The 16158-nt window shown below is 60.1% G+C and carries 19 protein-coding genes, 2 tRNA genes and 1 pseudogene; 16 read left to right on the plus strand and 6 right to left on the minus strand.

Going from position 1 to position 16158, the window contains the following annotated elements:
- Nucleotides 1–96 precede the first annotated feature (96 nt).
- The 3 genes and pseudogenes from ACK83U_RS16090 to ACK83U_RS16100 all read right to left on the minus strand — a co-directional run bounded on the left by ACK83U_RS16090 (nt 97) and on the right by ACK83U_RS16100 (nt 1598).
- Nucleotides 97–170 (minus strand) — tRNA-Gln (locus ACK83U_RS16090).
- Nucleotides 171–410: 240 nt separating this feature from the next.
- The gene (locus ACK83U_RS16095; RefSeq protein ID WP_112606856.1) at nt 411–1046 is read right to left on the minus strand and encodes an NrsF family protein; all 636 of its coding nucleotides are present in this window, start codon (nt 1044–1046) and stop codon (nt 411–413) included.
- Nucleotides 1033–1598 (minus strand): annotated as a pseudogene (locus tag ACK83U_RS16100) (sigma-70 family RNA polymerase sigma factor). The gene ACK83U_RS16095 and the pseudogene ACK83U_RS16100 overlap by 14 nt, the downstream one beginning before the upstream one ends.
- A 292-nt stretch (nt 1599–1890) precedes the next feature.
- Between ACK83U_RS16100 and ACK83U_RS16105 the strand changes: the two are divergent.
- The 5 genes from ACK83U_RS16105 to ACK83U_RS16125 all read left to right on the plus strand — a co-directional run bounded on the left by ACK83U_RS16105 (nt 1891) and on the right by ACK83U_RS16125 (nt 4721).
- Entirely contained in the window at nt 1891–2157 is a 267-nt protein-coding gene (locus tag ACK83U_RS16105) for a DUF2282 domain-containing protein (protein WP_092718462.1), read from the plus strand.
- Nucleotides 2158–2203: 46 nt separating this feature from the next.
- Nucleotides 2204–2488 (plus strand): DUF2282 domain-containing protein, encoded by a 285-nt coding sequence (locus tag ACK83U_RS16110; protein WP_112606858.1) that lies wholly within the window; start codon nt 2204–2206, stop codon nt 2486–2488.
- Between the two features lie 108 nt (nt 2489–2596).
- Nucleotides 2597–3451, plus strand: coding sequence for a DUF692 domain-containing protein (locus ACK83U_RS16115; RefSeq protein WP_112606860.1), 855 nt, complete (start codon nt 2597–2599; stop codon nt 3449–3451).
- Nucleotides 3452–3461: 10 nt separating this feature from the next.
- Nucleotides 3462–4217 carry a DNA-binding domain-containing protein gene (locus ACK83U_RS16120; protein ID WP_112606862.1) on the plus strand — a complete coding sequence of 252 codons (756 nt, stop codon included), beginning with the start codon at nt 3462–3464 and terminating at the stop codon, nt 4215–4217.
- Between the two features lie 18 nt (nt 4218–4235).
- Entirely contained in the window at nt 4236–4721 is a 486-nt protein-coding gene (locus ACK83U_RS16125; protein WP_112606864.1) for a DoxX family protein, read from the plus strand.
- Between the two features lie 117 nt (nt 4722–4838).
- Here ACK83U_RS16125 and ACK83U_RS16130 read toward each other — a convergent pair whose 3' ends face one another.
- A complete protein-coding gene (locus ACK83U_RS16130) occupies nt 4839–5795 on the minus strand; it encodes a phytanoyl-CoA dioxygenase family protein (protein ID WP_112606866.1) in 957 nt (318 codons plus the stop codon).
- A gap of 469 nt (nt 5796–6264) precedes the next feature.
- Between ACK83U_RS16130 and ACK83U_RS16135 the strand changes: the two genes are divergently transcribed.
- Nucleotides 6265–7182: a DUF1003 domain-containing protein gene (locus ACK83U_RS16135; RefSeq protein WP_112606868.1), complete on the plus strand. Its 918-nt coding sequence runs from the start codon at nt 6265–6267 to the stop codon at nt 7180–7182.
- Between the two features lie 332 nt (nt 7183–7514).
- On the opposite strand, the gene ACK83U_RS16140 is transcribed toward ACK83U_RS16135, so the two are convergent.
- Complete coding sequence (locus tag ACK83U_RS16140; protein WP_112606870.1) at nt 7515–8177, minus strand: flavin reductase family protein; 663 nt, start codon at nt 8175–8177, stop codon at nt 7515–7517.
- Between the two features lie 339 nt (nt 8178–8516).
- Here ACK83U_RS16140 and ACK83U_RS16145 point away from each other — a divergent pair, with 339 nt between their 5' ends.
- Nucleotides 8517–8912, plus strand: a complete 396-nt coding sequence (locus ACK83U_RS16145; RefSeq protein ID WP_112606872.1) for a cupin domain-containing protein — start codon at nt 8517–8519, stop codon at nt 8910–8912.
- Between the two features lie 64 nt (nt 8913–8976).
- On the opposite strand, the gene ACK83U_RS16150 is transcribed toward ACK83U_RS16145, so the two are convergent.
- Nucleotides 8977–9066: transfer RNA gene (locus tag ACK83U_RS16150), tRNA-Ser, on the minus strand.
- Between the two features lie 305 nt (nt 9067–9371).
- Between ACK83U_RS16150 and rplU the strand changes: the two genes are divergently transcribed.
- From rplU to ACK83U_RS16195, 9 genes are all read left to right on the plus strand, one after another.
- Nucleotides 9372–9689 carry a 50S ribosomal protein L21 gene (gene rplU / locus ACK83U_RS16155; RefSeq protein WP_004127263.1) on the plus strand — a complete coding sequence of 106 codons (318 nt, stop codon included), beginning with the start codon at nt 9372–9374 and terminating at the stop codon, nt 9687–9689.
- 32 nt (nt 9690–9721) lie between these two features.
- A complete protein-coding gene (rpmA, locus tag ACK83U_RS16160; protein WP_004127267.1) occupies nt 9722–9991 on the plus strand; it encodes a 50S ribosomal protein L27 in 270 nt (89 codons plus the stop codon).
- Nucleotides 9992–10120: 129 nt separating this feature from the next.
- Complete coding sequence (locus ACK83U_RS16165; RefSeq protein ID WP_112338652.1) at nt 10121–10756, plus strand: GNAT family N-acetyltransferase; 636 nt, start codon at nt 10121–10123, stop codon at nt 10754–10756.
- Nucleotides 10753–11340, plus strand: a complete 588-nt coding sequence (locus ACK83U_RS16170) for a GNAT family N-acetyltransferase (protein ID WP_112606874.1) — start codon at nt 10753–10755, stop codon at nt 11338–11340. The genes ACK83U_RS16165 and ACK83U_RS16170 overlap by 4 nt, the downstream gene beginning before the upstream one ends.
- 267 nt (nt 11341–11607) lie before the next feature.
- Nucleotides 11608–12711 (plus strand): GTPase ObgE, encoded by a 1104-nt coding sequence (obgE, locus tag ACK83U_RS16175; RefSeq protein ID WP_112606876.1) that lies wholly within the window; start codon nt 11608–11610, stop codon nt 12709–12711.
- On the plus strand, nt 12708–13877 hold the full coding sequence (proB, locus tag ACK83U_RS16180; RefSeq protein WP_112338648.1) for a glutamate 5-kinase: 1170 nt from the start codon (nt 12708–12710) through the stop codon (nt 13875–13877). The genes obgE and proB overlap by 4 nt, the downstream gene beginning before the upstream one ends.
- Nucleotides 13870–15153 carry a glutamate-5-semialdehyde dehydrogenase gene (locus ACK83U_RS16185; RefSeq protein WP_112607060.1) on the plus strand — a complete coding sequence of 428 codons (1284 nt, stop codon included), beginning with the start codon at nt 13870–13872 and terminating at the stop codon, nt 15151–15153. The genes proB and ACK83U_RS16185 overlap by 8 nt, the downstream gene beginning before the upstream one ends.
- A gap of 37 nt (nt 15154–15190) precedes the next feature.
- The gene (locus tag ACK83U_RS16190; protein ID WP_244441482.1) at nt 15191–15772 is read left to right on the plus strand and encodes a nicotinate-nucleotide adenylyltransferase; all 582 of its coding nucleotides are present in this window, start codon (nt 15191–15193) and stop codon (nt 15770–15772) included.
- A gap of 99 nt (nt 15773–15871) precedes the next feature.
- A complete protein-coding gene (locus ACK83U_RS16195) occupies nt 15872–16069 on the plus strand; it encodes a hypothetical protein (protein WP_112606878.1) in 198 nt (65 codons plus the stop codon).
- Nucleotides 16070–16158 lie beyond the last annotated feature (89 nt).

Genomic DNA, 16158 nt, shown 5'->3' on the forward strand with positions numbered 1-16158 from the left:
TCCCCTTCGAAAAGATCTCAATCATCGGAAGACGGATATCCGCCTCAAGCACCGAGACAAACCAAAAATGCTCATAAAATTCAGGAAGCTTGATATTGGCTGGGAAACCTGGATTCGAACCAAGATTAACGGAGTCAGAGTCCGCTGTTCTACCATTGAACTATTTCCCAACAGCCGCCGGGCTGTAAACTGCCCCTGCGGGGAAAGCAGGGCCTCTATAATCGAATTTGCCGCGGATGCAAACACTTTAACGCGCGGAAACGCGATTTTTTGAAAGTCACTCTGGACCGCCATGATAGGTCACGAATCCGCCTGCTGCTAGCAGACTTTCCAAGCCACGCTGCCCAATGGCCGAAGTCGGCTGCCCGACGGGGGATTTTGCCAGTTTCGACGTCACGCGTCCGTTCGTCTCACCAGCGCAACAGGCGCTTGCCGAGGACATATCCGACAGCGGTCACCATGGCGATCGCGATCGGATACCAGAGCAGGACGAAAAGCGGGCTGTCGTCCGTGCAGTTGGAGGCGTAGAAGGTCGCCGCGATGCCGCTGGCGGCAAGGCCGGCGACAGCGCCGGCAATACCCGGCTTTTCCGGCGCGCCCTGGCGCAGGGCGAACAGGAAGCAGGCAAGCGGCCCGATCGACAGCAGCGGGATTAGTGTCAGGCAGAAGCGGGCATTGTGCCCGATCATCCGCGCACTCCAGCTGTCGGCCGGCATGACGGCCATTTCGACAGCGGCGGCGGCAAGCAGCAGGATGGGCGCCAAGAGCAGCGTCCAGCCCCACAGGCGCAGTGAAGCGCCCGGCCGCCCGATGCGGAAGACGACAGCGCAGGCCGTTGCGGCAAGCGCGATGGTCACGACGAATTTGAACAGGAAACGGACGGTCTCCATGGCTGTATCGATATCGGCTCGAAAGCCGATCATGGCGAAGAAGATACCGCCGCTGATCAGGATACCCCCGACGACCGCCAGGGTCAGGACCTTGCCGATCCGCATGCGGACCGGCGCGTCCTGCGCCAAGAGATTGATGAGATCATCGGTTTTCACTGGTCTCACTCCGATACAAAGCCGCAAGCGCCTTCAACGCGCGGTGCAGCGCCACGCGCACCGCCCCTTCCGTCATCTTCAGCCGGCCCGCCGTTTCCCGCACACTGCTTCCCTCGACGGAAATCGAGCGCACGATCGTCTTCTGCGGGTCTTTCAGCGTTCCAGCATACGATCGACATCGAACCGGTCCAAGGCGTCGGTGTGCTCTTCCGCCTCCAGGAAATCGATCACGTCGTCGATCGGTACGCTCATATGTCGCCCGCGCCTTCTCAGGCTGTCGATCAGCTTGTTGCGCACGATCGTCGACAGCCAGGGTCCGATCGGGCGGGATGAATCCCATGTGCCGCGCTTCAGATGGATGGCCAGCAGCACTTCCTGAACCACATCCTCGGCCTCGCTTACCGGCGCGCCCAGCTGGTCGCAGCGCCGGCGCGCCATGGCGCGCAGATGCGGCGTCACAGCGGTGAGGAAACGGTGATAGGCTTGCGCATCGCCGCTGATGGCGGCACGCATCCAGACTGCCCATTCCTCTTCGCGCGCCGAATGATTCATCCGACATCTCCTCTACGCGGGACCGCAAGCTTTCGTTACCGGCAACGGCAACTATTTTTCAAGCCCTTTCGTCTCCGCGACAGATTCTCCGCCGGATGCGTCCGCTACCCATGCACATGCCGGCCTCACCGCCACACCTGCTCGGCTATTGCCCGCCGCAGCAGATAGCCGGCACAATATGAATGACACCATCTCGAAAAAAATTCCGATGCGGCTGTAACATCCGCTCGAGACGCTCCGTAGACCTCATTGCAAGCCAATGACGGCTCGCATCCATCTAGGAGACAGATCCATGAAGAACAGCATCCTCACCCTGGCCATTGCTGGCTCGATCGCCTCGGCACTTGCATCCGTCGCCGTCCCGGCTTCGGCCGCCGATACCAAGGAAAAATGCTATGGCGTCGCCCTCAAGGGCCAGAACGATTGTGCCGCCGGCAAGCATGATTGCGCCGGCAAGTCGACGATGAGCTACGACAAGATGTCCTTCAAGCTCGTTCCGACGGGCACCTGCACCTCGATGAAGACCCCGAAGGGCCACGGCTCGCTGACCCCGGCCTGATCCGAAACCGAATTGATCGTCAATCATCTCTCGTAAGGAGTTTGTCATGAGCAAGATGTCCGCACTCGCCCTGGCCGCATCGGTCGCAACGGCGGTGACGCTGGTTGCCGGCGCAACGACAGCATCTGCAGCCGATGCCAAGGAAAAATGCTACGGCGTCGCCCTCAAGGGCCAGAACGATTGCGCCGCCGGCGCCGGCACGACCTGCGCCGGCACGTCGAAGGTCGACTATCAGCGCAACTCGTGGAAGCTGGTTCCCGCCGGAACCTGCGAGACGATCAAGACACCGAACGGCCACGGCACTCTGGCGCAGGGTCCGGCGCCGGTCTGACAAGACAGCATAAACATGTGGGCGGCGCAGCCTTTCACAAGCGCCGCCCCTTCCGAACGCAAACCGCTTCGTAACTTTGCTGGAAATACTCTCACCCGGAGGCCTGCAATGAAACCGTCAGAACTTCCCCGCCACGCCGGCGTCGGCTTCAAGCCGGAGCATTTTTCCGCGATCGATGCGGCCGCGCAGCCGATCGGCTTCTTCGAAGTCCATGCCGAAAACTATATGGGCGATGGCGGTCCACCGCATGCGCAGCTTCGCAAGCTGCGCGAGGATTATGCCGTGTCCATCCACGGCGTCGGCCTTTCAATCGGCTCAATGCAGCCGCTGGACCAGGATCATCTTGCTCGCCTGAAGATCGTCTGCGATCGCTACGAGCCTGAAAGCTTTTCGGAGCACCTCGCCTGGTCGACACACGATACGACCTTTCTCAACGATCTTCTGCCCCTGCCCTATACCGAAGCGACGCTCGCGCAGGTCTGCGCCCATATCGATCAGGTGCAGACAATCCTCGGTCGCCAGATGCTGCTCGAGAATCCGGCTACCTATCTGCTCTTCGAAGAAAGCACGATCGAGGAAACGGAATTTCTTGCTGAAGTCGCCGGGCGCACGGGCTGCGGCCTGCTGCTCGACGTCAACAATGTCTTCGTCGCCGCCACCAATCACCAGATGGATGCAAGCGCCTATCTCAAGCGCTTCCCCGTGCAATGGGTGCGCGAGATCCATCTGAGCGGCCATTCGGAGACCATCGACGATGCCGGCGCGCCGCTTTTGATCGACAGCCACGATACGCCGGTGAAAGATCCAGTCTGGGCGCTTTACGCGGATCTGATCGGCCGGATCGGACCAGTGGCCAGCCTGGTCGAGTGGGATAACGACGTGCCGGAATGGCCAGTTTTGAGGGCCGAGGCCGAAGCAGCCGACGCCATCCTGAAGCGCGCCGCCGCACGCCGGGCAGCCTGAGGAGGGATCGATGTCTCTCGCCTCGCAAAGGAAATTCGCCGCAGCGCTTATCGACCCCGATCTCGCGGTGCCCGATGGATTGACGGCCTGGAACGGCTCACAGCCGGCACGGCGTTTCGGCGTCTATCGCAACAATGTCGCCATCGGCCTGATCGGCGCGCTCGCCTCGCGCTTTCCGGCAGCGGAAAGGATCGTCGGTAAGGAATTCTTCGCCGCCATGGCGCATGAGTTCATCCGCCTGCATCCGCCGCGCTCGCCGCTGCTACTTGCCTACGGCGATGATTTCCCCGATTTCGTCGAGAGTTTCGAACCGACACGGGAAATCCCCTATCTGCCCGATGTCATGCGATTGGAGGCACTTCGGGGTCGGGCCTATCATGCGGCGGATGCCGTACCGCTCGACGCAGCACTCGTAGCGACCATCGAGCCGGCAGGCCTGGCGGAGCTGACTTTCCTGCCGCACCCCTCTGCCTCGGTCGCGCGTTCCACCTATCCGGCCGTCACCATATGGGCGATGAACACCGGCGAAATCGAGCTTGCAGATATCAGCGATTGGACGGGCGAGGATGCTCTCGTCATCCGCCCGCAGATGATCGTCGAGGTGCATCGCCTGCCGCCGGGTGGCGCCACCTTTCTGGAAGAGCTGTTTTCGGGCGTCACCCTTGGCGAGGCCTATGAGAGGACCCTCGCGGAAGCCGCCAATTTCGATCTTTCCGCCAATCTTGCCGGTGCGTTCACGGCAGGCGCTTTCATGGCCATTCGCTGAACGCAAGGGAGAACCGACATGCAGAACCGGATGATGACGGCCACTCCGGCCGAACGCGAAACCGTGCCCCAAAGACTTTATAGCGGCCTAAAGCTTCTCGACCGTATCCCGCATGACCTGATCGCGCTCATTGCGCGTTTGTCGATCGCCGCCGTCTTCTGGCAATCCGGCCAGACCAAGGTGGATGGCTGGCATGTGACCGACAATGCCGTCTATCTCTTTCAGACGGAATACAAGCTGCCGCTGGTCGATCCCTGGATCGCCGCGCATATTGCCGCCTTCAGCGAGCATTTCTTCCCGTTTATGCTTGTCATCGGATTGGCAAGCCGGCTGTCGGCACTGGCGCTGCTCGGCATGACCCTGGTCATTGAGATCTTCGTCTATCCCGATGCTTGGCCGACGCATGGCACATGGGCAACCTGCTTTCTGGTAATCATCGCGGGCGGGCCGGGGCGCATCGCGCTCGACCACCTGATTACCAAGCGGTTCAGTCGCTCGGCCTGAGATCGGTCAGATGGGAGCGCCAATTATAAAAGGCGCTCCATGATGCCAGCTAAATGCGCATTTTGATTTTGCGCCTGTCGTTGTTGCGAAACCGCAGTGGACTTCGCGCGGCTTGGGCTAGCGCAGGACGGGTTCGCCGTGGAAACGGCGGCGCGACGGCTTCGAGACGCCGAAGCCCACCTCCATCATCAGCCGCGGCTTCTGCGTCGGCACTGTGCCCATATGGAAACCGAAGGGATCTTCGACGAAGCCGGTGCCGGCTTTGCCGGTCAGCGTCAGCGCGTTCGCCTCGCCATAATAATCGAGCACTTCGTTTGCCGGATGCCCGACAAGCAAGGTTAGCTGATGACGAACCCGGCGGCGCTTGTGGCTTCCCTTGACGAAGACATGCGGGCCGGTGCCCTCATCAACATCGACGAGATTGAAGAAGAACTTCAGCATCCGCCAATCATCGAGATCGAAGTGGTATTTGTCGAGCGAGGCGAGGCTTCTGTCGGCCTCGGAAGCCTGCGTCGGGAAGCTCCACCAGATGCGGGTGGTGATTACCTTAGCCTGCCCGCCGAGATATTGGCGGGCGACATCGATCAGCAGCGGATCGCGCTGGACCGCCATGACAGCCTCGCAATCGAGTGAGCGCTCGAAGAAGTGTCCGCTCAGAAGCGGCCGTCCGAAACGACCCTCCGCTTCCTTATGTTCGCTTGCGACAAATTCGAGCTTTCTGTTGAAATTGCCGAAGCAGGCGGTGTGGGTAGCGAATTCGGCGATTTCCCGATGAATATGGTCCGGCAGCATCAGGCTCGGATAGATGCCATCATTCCGCAGGGCGTTGACGATGGCGCTGCGATCGGCGCCGGCAAACATCGAGGTGCCGGAAACCGGAAGCCTGACGGGCTGCCTGGTGGCCAGCCAATGGATGCGTCGAAACGGCAGGGTCCTGGCCAATAGGAACATTGGCAGCCAGGCTGGATTCTCTTTGAGATCGGTCAGGTAAGTCGGTATCCTGACAGCCATACGCTTGAAGCGGCCGCCCTGCCGGGCGATGGACTCCAAGTCCTCTGCCGGGGGATTGTGCATAGCGATCCTTTCCACTCATTTAAAAGATCCGCGACAACAGGCCCCCAACCCGCTGCCGATAATTCATTGAAACCTTAACATTTATTCGCTCTCACGAATGTCTGTTGCACTGCGGCAAATAGAAGTCGGCCGGCCCCGGTCAAGGGGTGAAAAATCAAAAGCTGATTGAATCGGTAGAAATTCCTGCAGAAACACGTAACGCTTTTGAAAACGTTTAAGAAATCGCGCGGAACGGTTGTTTTTAGAGGTTCCGGCAAAATCGGCGCAACGGATCCAAGGACGGCGCACGGTGTTTGCCGTTGCTTAGGATAATGGCGCTATAATTTTGCTAGGAGCAAATGGAAGAGTAAAGTTGCAGATGGGAGATAGCGGCCTTTATCGGTCGCAATATCTCCTGTCTTCTAACAGTCATATTCCTGTTCGCATTATTGGCTAAATGAGCGAGAAAACGTCAAAGAAGGCCCCTTAGATGACAGAAACGAAGACCTTTGAGCCGGCGGAAGGTATCGTCGATTTCGACGCGGGCGAGGGCGAAAGCCCGACCGTTGTGGAGATGGACGATTATACCAAAAGTCTCGCGCAGGCGAAGGCCAAGTCCGTCAAGCTGATCGACGCCATCACCGGTCAGGTGCTCAAGAAAAAAGATGCCGTCCATGTCGATGACCTCCGCCCCTCGCTGGCGGATTTCATGCGGCTGAAGCACCCGGAGCTTCGCGCCGACGACTATATCAGCCGCAAGGTCATGGACGACTATCGCGCCCAATATATCGCCGAGTTGCTGACGGTCGAGCGCGGCGAGCTTTCCACCCTCGAGGACGAGGTCGTGGAAAGCCTGAAAACGCATGATACGCTGGCCGAAAACATCGAAGAGGATTACGAAGACCACCGCTCGATCGGCGACCGCATGGCAGATGGCGTCGCGTCCTTCGGCGGCAGCTGGACCTTCATCATCTCCTTCTGTCTGTTTCTCGCCGTCTGGATGATGATCAATCTCATCATGGGCGAAAAGCAGGCCTTCGACGCCTATCCGTTCATCCTGCTGAACTTGGTTCTGTCGACCATCGCAGCACTCCAGGCGCCGATCATCATGATGAGCCAGCGCCGCCAGGAAGAGAAGGATCGCCTGCGAGCCCTCAACGACTACAAGGTCAATCTGAAGGCCGAACTGGAAATCCGCCACCTGCATGAAAAGGTCGACCACCTCCTCAATCGCCAATGGGAGCGCCTGACCGAGATCCAGCAGATCCAGATCGAGATGATGCTGGAACAGGCCAAGGCCGCCACCCGCGCGATCAAGGCCAACAAGGCGGCGAAGGCGAAGACCAGTGCGCTGAAGAGCCTCTTCACCAAGGCCAAGGACCCCGATCCAGACGATTCCGTCAACTGATCGTACCCGAACGCTGCGCCAGACATCATATACTCTTCAGGATTGCTCACCCTACGATGCGCCGCTCCTTTGGGCGACTCATCTGCTCGCTGCTGGTTTGCGAAGAGAACCGGCATGCAGAGGAGATAGAGCGAAGCGCCAAGCACCCAAACCAGTCCGGGAAAGACATGCCTTGATGTGAAATAGATCTCGCTGATCGCCAATGGCGCGATCATGGAGGCGGGCTCGTCAGGCTGGTCAAAAACACCGTGCAGACGTCTCGTTCGCCCACACCCACGCGTTTGGTCATCAAGGACAACAGCGCCGGCTCACCGATCCCGCCGGAGAATGCATCATCTCTCGGCCTTAAAAGTGCGGCCGAGATCCGGCCCGGTGCCGAAATAATGTCGAAACACGTAAAACAGAGGGCTCCATCTGCTGGTATCGATATGATTGGTGCCAGCGACGACGATATCCTTGTGTGCGTGAACACGAAGAACCTTCGCCTCGATAATGGAGAACGCCTCGGCGCGCTCCGGGGGCCATTCCTCGCCGGGAGGATGCGCCGCCACCACCTCCGCCTCGAACTGAATCGGACATTCGGCGATGCGCAGAGGCCGCACGAGGTCGGCTGGCTGCGGCGTGAAGCCGGCCACATCGAATTTATGGGGCTCGAAACGATAGCCGATCTTTTCCTTGTGTGGGGGAACGGGGTCGCGGCCCGTGGTCGGCGCGATCGCCTCAACCTTCGGCCACAGCTCCGGTGACGGAAAATTCAGCACCAGTTGACGCTCGCGCAGGAGATTTTCCCACCCCTTGCTGGTCGATGTCAGGCCCAGAACGACACGATCATATAGAGCCCAAACCGAAGACATCGGCGAGATATTCGTCGTGCCATCAGGATTGAGGCTCGTAATCAGCACGACGGGAGTGCCGACATAAAGCACGTTGGGCTTGATTTCGATGTGGTCGTGATCGCTCTCAGCGGCGTTGAATTTGGCTGTGTTGGTCAACATCGCAAGTCTCCTTTGAGAGTTCCAGTGTAGCCGACATGACACCTGAAATAGTTCGGCCGTGATCGAACTGTTGCTCGAAGGCAGACACACCAGCCCTAAATCTCCGAGACACGCCTTTGACGCTGATCCCGCTTCTCTTCCTCTCGCTCCCGCATCGAGGCAAGCGAGCTGCCGTATAAACTCAACTAACGGCTCGCAAGATTTTCGCCGGCTAACTTTTTCGCTAACCTCCCTGCGCCGGCATCGCGACCGCGGATCCGCAGCCATATAGCCCGATTGACATTCTCAGCGCTTGTGACACCGTCCGATATGGTTGCTCACCCAGCGTTTTGAGGCGAAATGACAGAACGATCGCAAGCCGTTATCACCACAGCCGAAGAGCGCCCGCGCGACGGATGGAACGATCCCGTCCATGGCTCGATCTCCTGGCACACTCTGCTCAGCAGCGATATCACCCCCACCGACAGCATGAGCGCCGGCATCGCCGAACTGGCACCCGGCGGCGAGCTTAAACCCCATCGCCACAACCCATCGGAAATCTACTTCATCTTCGAGGGAACCGGCATCGTGCGGATCGACGGCCAGGAAACCACGGTCAAACCTGGCACGACCGTCTTCATCCCCGGCAACGCCGAACACGGCATCCGCAACGAATCATCCGCCAATTTGAAATTCTTCTACGTGTTTCCGACAGGGTCTTTTGCGGACGTGGCCTATCGGTTTCCGGAGGGTTGAGGCTTTCGAGCTGATTGCCAGCGAATCTGCTAGCTTGATATTGGCTTGAAACAAAGGCCCAATATGGCGGAGAGGGTGGGATTTGAACCCACGATACCCTTGCAGGTATGCCGCATTTCGAGTGCGGTGCATTCGACCACTCTGCCACCTCTCCGGTTATGCTGGTCGGCGCTTGTTTGGCGCGGGCTGTCTCATAGCGACAGACGAGGGGGATGGCAAGGGCGAATGTGAAAGCTTTTCATCCTTTTGCCTTGACAGATCAGGGACGCTTATATATCCCGTGCGACGCAATAGGTGTGGATAAGTCCGCGCCTTGCCCGCCCTGCTTCCCGCAGGGTTTCACCGGCAGAACTTTTTGAAGGCTCAAGCCTTTGGAATCCCTGCTAAGTTTCGACTGATAAAAAGACGGCCGCTCGCTCCCATGGCGAGAGAGCCGGAACGAACATGAAAGGATAAAAAATGTTCGCAGTCATCAAGACCGGCGGTAAGCAGTACCGTGTGGCAGCCAACGACGTGCTGACCATCGAGAAGCTCGAAGTCACCGCCGGCGGCACCGTAGAATTCACCGAAGTCCTCGTTATCGGCGAAGGCGCCGACGCTGCGATTGGTGCTCCCTTCGTCAAGGGCGCTTCCGTCAAGGCCGAAGTGGTCGAGCACAACCGCGGCAAGAAGGTCATCGCCTTCAAGAAGCGCCGTCGTCAGAACTCGAAGCGTTCGCGCGGCCATCGCCAGCATCACACGGTCGTCCGCATCACGGACATCGTGGCTGCCAAGTAAGTAACGGGATCAAGGTTTAAAGGAGAACTCCAATGGCACACAAAAAAGCTGGCGGTTCCTCGCGCAACGGTCGCGATTCCGAATCCAAGCGCCTTGGCGTGAAGAAGTTCGGCGGCGAAGCCGTCATCGCAGGCAACATTATCGTGCGTCAGCGCGGCACGCAGTGGCACCCGGGTTCCAACGTTGGCCTCGGCAAGGATCACACGATTTTTGCGCTTACGGCGGGCAACGTGAACTACCGTACGAAGGCCAATGGCCGCGTGTACGTGTCTGTAATGCCGAAAGCGGAAGCAGCGGAATAAGCCGGTAGCGCTCTAAAACAGCCGGCGTCTCATCGACCCGGCTGACCGCATCAGGTTCAGTCCAGAAAACAGGGGAGATGGGGCGCCATCTCCCCTTTTTCTTTACCCTCAACCAAGGAGGACTGAACCATGCAAGGCGAATTGTTAAGGGAAGACCAATCAAGGTCTCCCGAAGAACGGCTGAGGCCGGACAGGTTAAGGACCGATTGCCCCGTCTTATTGTCGGAAAGGCTCGTTCTGCGCGCGCCCCACGAAGAAGACATCGACGCCCTTGCCCATCTCGCCAACAACGCCAACGTCGCCACTATGGTATCGCGTATGCCGCACCCGTATACGACCAATGATGCCGCCGATTTCGTGCGACGCACGAAGCTTGGCGAGATTGGCAAGTGCGTCTATGCGATTACCAAAGCCGACAACGGCGCCTTTCTCGGTTGCTGCGGGGTGGAACCCACGGGCGATCCGAACACGGTCGAGATCGGGTACTGGCTGGGCGAGCCCCACTGGAACCAGGGCTATACCACGGAAGCGGCCCATGCCCTCATCGACATGGTCTTCCGCACGCGTGAGAACGTGGCGCAGATCGACGCCCGCTGCCGGGTGACGAACGTCGCATCGAGGCGGGTCGTCCAGAAGTGCGGCTTCCAGTTCCAGGGATCAGGCCTTGCCGCATCGCTGGCACTCGGCAGCACCGTTCCGGTCGAATGGTACAGGCTTGACCGCAAGACCTGGATCTCGCTGCGCAGCTGGGGAGGCATGAGATGAACGCTCTCGCCCTCACCCGCCGCGATGCCCGCATCCTGATGCCGGGACCGACGCCGGTCATCCAGACCGGCCGACTGACGCTGCGCCCGCACCGGCTCAGCGATGCCGATATGATTGCGGAATCGCTTTCGGATTTCGCCGTCACCCGCATGCTGGCCCGCGTTCCCGCGCCCTATGACCGGCAGGATGCGCTCGACTGGCTGGTCGAGCACACCTCCGGCCTCGGTGTCGATTGGGAGCTCGCCATCACCGAGCGGGATGATGCCCATATTGGCTGCCTCGGCATCGAGCTTCGCCACGGCCGCTGGCACCTCGGTTACTGGCTGAACCGCTTCTACTGGCGGCAAGGCATCATGACCGAAGCGGTCAAGGCGGCACTCGAACGTTTTACCCGCCGCATGCCCGACGTCGCCGTTCATTCCGGCGCCTTCGCCGACAATCCGGCATCCTTGAAGCTGCAGCAGAAGCTCGGCTTCGAGATCACCGGTTGCTCGGAGATCTACAGCTTCGCCCGCAACACCATGGTTCCCCATATCGAAACCGTGCTGAAGCCGGGCGCGCTGCGGCTCTCGCAGGCGGCTTAAGATCCTGAAAATTGGCCATCGCCGGCCCGTTCGGCGATGGCCGTCATACCAATCATGCGGTTCCGCCTCTTTATGGCACTGGAACCGCACGATATTCTTTGACCTCAGCCCGAAGCGCCTATATCGAAGGCGACATGACGGGCAAACGCCGCCGGACGTGTCTTTTGGATGCAGAAGGAGCGGCAGACATTGAAAAGAGCGCATAGGCTTTTGTGAATCCCATTCGATCCGAAGGGATATGCGCCGACACCGGGTGACGGACGTAAGATGAAATTTCTCGACGAAGCAAAGGTCTATATCAAGTCAGGCGACGGCGGCGCAGGCAGCGTCTCCTTCCGCCGCGAGAAATTCATCGAATTCGGCGGCCCGGATGGCGGCGACGGCGGTCGCGGCGGCGATGTCTGGGTCGAGGCCGTCAACGGCCTCAACACGCTGATCGACTTCCGCTACCAGCAGCATTTCAAGGCCACGATCGGCACGCACGGCATGGGCAAGAACCGCGCAGGCGCCAAGGGCGAAGACGTGACGCTGAGGGTGCCCGTCGGCACGCAGATCTTCGAGGAAGATGGCGAAACCCTGATCTGCGACATCACGCAGGAAGGCCAGCGTTTCCGCCTTGCCGCCGGCGGCAATGGCGGCTTCGGCAACGCCTATTTCAAATCCTCGGTCAATCAGGCGCCCGATTGGGCCAATCCCGGCCTGCCGGGCGAAGAAAAGACCATCTGGTTGCGGCTGAAGCTCATCGCCGACGCCGGTCTCGTCGGCCTGCCGAATGCAGGTAAGTCGACCTTTCTTGCAGCGGTCAGCCGCGCCCGGCCGAAGATCGCCAATTATCCGTTCACGACGCTGCACCCCAATCTCGGCGTCGCCACCATCGATGGGCAGGAATTCATTCTCGCCGACATTCCCGGCCTGATCGAGGGCGCCCATGAAGGCGTCGGCATCGGCGACCGTTTCCTCGGCCATGTCGAGCGCACCCGCGTGCTGCTGCATCTGGTTTCCGCCCAAGAGGAAAAGGTCGGCAAGGCCTACAAGACTGTGAAGCACGAGCTCGAAGCTTACGGCAACAGCATCCCAGACAAGCCTGAAATCGTCGCTCTCTCGCAGATCGACGTGGTGGACGAAGAAACGCTGAAGAAGAAGACGCGCGAACTGGCGCGGGCCTGTGGCAAGACGCCCTTCCAGATTTCCGCCGTTACCGGTCGCGGCATGACGGAAGTGCTGCGCGCGCTGCGCGACGTGATCGTCGAAGCCAATGCCGGCGAAGCGGACAAGCCGGCAAAGACCCCTAAAGTGCGGCATCGCGACATGCCGCTTTCCGACGATGAGGATGCCGACGAGCGTAGCGAAGACGGGGATCATCAGGGATGACTGCCCGCAAGCCGCTCGACCGCTACCGCCGCATCGTCATCAAGATCGGCTCCGCTCTCCTGGTCGATCGCAAGACCGGCTTGAAGAAATCCTGGCTCGACGGCATGTGCGCCGATATCGCCGCACTGAAGGCCAAGGGCATCGATATCCTGGTCGTCTCCTCGGGCGCAATCGCGCTTGGGCGCTCCGTGCTCGACCTGCCCTCCGGTGCGCTGAAGCTGGAAGAAAGCCAGGCGGCGGCGGCCGTCGGCCAGATCTCGCTTGCCCGCGCCTGGTCGGAAAGCCTGTCGCATGACAATATCGTCGCCGGCCAGATCCTGCTGACGCTCGGCGATACCGAAGAGCGCCGCCGTTACCTCAACGCCCGCGCCACCATCAACCAGCTCCTGAAGATCGGCGCTGTGCCGATCATCAACGAGAACGATACGGTCGCGACCAGCGAAATCCGCTATGGCGACAATGACCGCCTCGCGGCCCGCGTCGCAACCATGACCGGCGCCGATCTGCTGGTGCTGCTGTCGGATATCGACGGGCTCTATACAGCCCCGCCGCATCTCGACCCCCAAGCGAAATTCCTCGATACGATCGCCGAAATCACGCCCGAGATCGAAGCCATGGCCGGCGGTGCCGCTTCCGAGCTGTCGCGTGGCGGCATGCGCACCAAGATCGATGCCGGCAAGATCGCAACCGGCGCCGGCTGCGCCATGATTATTGCATCGGGTAAGACGGACCGGCCGCTGAAATCAATCGAAAGCGGCGCCCGCTCCTCCTGGTTTGCGCCATCGGGTACGCCCGTTACTGCCCGCAAGACCTGGATTGCCGGGCAGCTGCAGCCGGCGGGCGAATTGCATGTCGACGATGGCGCCGTGACCGCCCTTGGCGCCGGCAAGAGCCTGCTGCCTGCCGGTGTGCGCCGCGTCGTCGGCCATTTCGGTCGCGGTGACACAGTCGCCGTCATCGGCCCCTCCGGCCGGGAGATCGCCCGCGGCCTTGTCAGCTACGATGCCGAAGAGGCCCGCCAGATCACCGGTCGCAAATCGGCTGAGATCGAGGCGATCCTCGGCTATGCCGGCCGCGCCGCCATGGTGCATCGCGACGACCTTGTCATGACGTCATCCGTCAAGACGAAGGCCGAGAAATCGAAGAAGGATGAAGCTCATGCTTGATACAGTCGCACAAAGCCCCGACATCGACGCGCTGATGAACGATATCGGCCGCAAGGCCCGGGCTGCGTCGCGACCTCTGGCCTTTGCTTCGACCGAGAGCAAGAACAAGGCGTTGAATGCCATGGCGGATGCCATTCTGGCCCGCAAGGATCATATCCTCGCTGAAAACGCCAAAGACCTGAAAGACGTCGAAGGCACCGATATGCTTGCCTCCTTCGTCGATCGCCTGACGCTGAACGACAAGCGCGTCGCCGAGATGGCCGAAGGCATTCGCGCCATTGCTGCCCTCGCCGATCCCGTCGGCGAAGTCATCGCTGCCTGGGACCGCCCGAACGGCCTGAAGATCGAGCGCGTCCGCACGCCGCTTGGCGTCATCGGCGTTATCTTCGAAAGCAGACCGAACGTGACGGCCGACGCCGGCGCGCTGTGCCTCAAGGCCGGCAATGCCGTGATCCTGCGTTGCGGCAGCGATTCGCGCCGCTCCTCGCAGGCGATTCATGAATGCCTGGTCGAAGGATTGAAGGCGGCAGGCCTGCCGGAACATGCCATCCAGCTCGTGCCTGTCAGCGATCGCGCCGCCGTCGGCGCCATGCTGCGCGGCCTCGAAGGCAATATCGACGTTATCGTGCCGCGCGGCGGCAAGAGCCTCGTCGCCCGCGTCCAGACCGAAGCGCGCGTGCCGGTCTTTGCCCATCTTGAAGGCCTTTGCCACATCTATATCGATGCCTCGGCCGATCTGGACATGGCGAAATCCATCGTCGTCAATGCCAAGATGCGACGTACGGGCATCTGCGGCGCTGCCGAAACGCTGCTCGTCGACAAGAAGGTCGCCTCCACCCATCTGAAGCCACTGCTCGACGGACTTGCCGCGGCAGGCTGCGAAATTCGCGCTTCGGCCGATGTGCTGAAGCTTGCACCCGGCCTGAAGGCAGCAACGGAAGAAGACTGGACAACGGAATATCTGGCCGCGATCATCTCGGTGGCCTTGGTCGATGGCATTTCCGGCGCAATCGAGCATATCGGTAAATATTCGTCGAATCACACCGAAGCCGTGATTGCCGAGGACCCCGCTATCGTCGAGCGCTTCTTCACGGAGATCGACTCGGCGATCCTGCTGCACAATGCCTCGACGCAATTTGCCGATGGCGGCGAATTCGGCATGGGCGCGGAAATCGGCATCGCCACCGGCAAGATGCATGCGCGCGGGCCTGTTGGCGTCGAGCAGCTCACCTCCTTCAAATATCGCGTTCGCGGCACCGGACAGATACGGCCCTGACGTGCTGAAAGAAGAGGTTGATCAACGCTATCTGCGCATGCCCCATGCCGAGCGCGGCATGGTGGTCGGTCTTTTCGGCGGCTCATTCAACCCGCCGCATGAAGGCCATGCACTCGTCGCCGAGATCGCCATCCGCCGGCTTGGCCTTGATCAGCTCTGGTGGATGGTAACGCCGGGCAACCCGTTGAAGAGCCGCAATCACCTGGCGCCGCTTGCCGAGCGCATCGCGCTTAGCGAGCAGATCCTCCACAATCCGCGTATCAAGGTGACAGCCTTCGAACAGACGCTGGGCATGAGCTACACGGCCAATACGCTGGCGCATGTGAAAGCGCGCAACCGCCATGTCCACTTCATCTGGATCATGGGCGCCGACAGCCTGAACACGTTCCATCGCTGGCAGAAGTGGCAGGAAATCGCGCAAACCTTCCCGATCGCCGTTATCGACCGGCCGGGATCGACGCTCTCCTACCTCTCGGCCAAGATGGCAAAGACTTTCCACTACGCACGCGTCGACGAAGATGATGCTCGCGTACTCTGGAAGAAGCGGGCGCCGGCCTGGACCTTCATCCACGGACCACGCTCAACGCTCAGCTCGACAGCGTTGCGAGCCGCACAATAATCTCATCGATCTTTTGGAAAAGTCTGGAAAATAAAAAGCCCGACGCGGGAGGAGGTGCGTCGGGCTTTTGAACCTGATCAGCAACTGGGAGGAGGAGAGTTGCTGATCCATATCGGACGGCATTGGGAGGAGGAGATCGCCGTCTCGATGATTATGTTTTACCAGATTTCGCCGATTGATAAATGGGCGATTGCGCAATGCAGCAATGCATATACCGCATGGCTGCGGAAATTTTCTGCCCAAAAAACGCTTCTTTTGCGAATTGAGCGCCGCTTGATTTTCAGTGTCCGGACTTAATTCGGCGAAAGAATGACGCGAGACCCCACGGTTCGTAACGTTATGTCTCGCTTCGTGAGCGTTCGCCAATCCACTGGGCAAAGTCAGTC

Source organism: Rhizobium sp. WW22 (assembly GCF_047041135.1).
GTDB lineage: Bacteria > Pseudomonadota > Alphaproteobacteria > Rhizobiales > Rhizobiaceae > Rhizobium.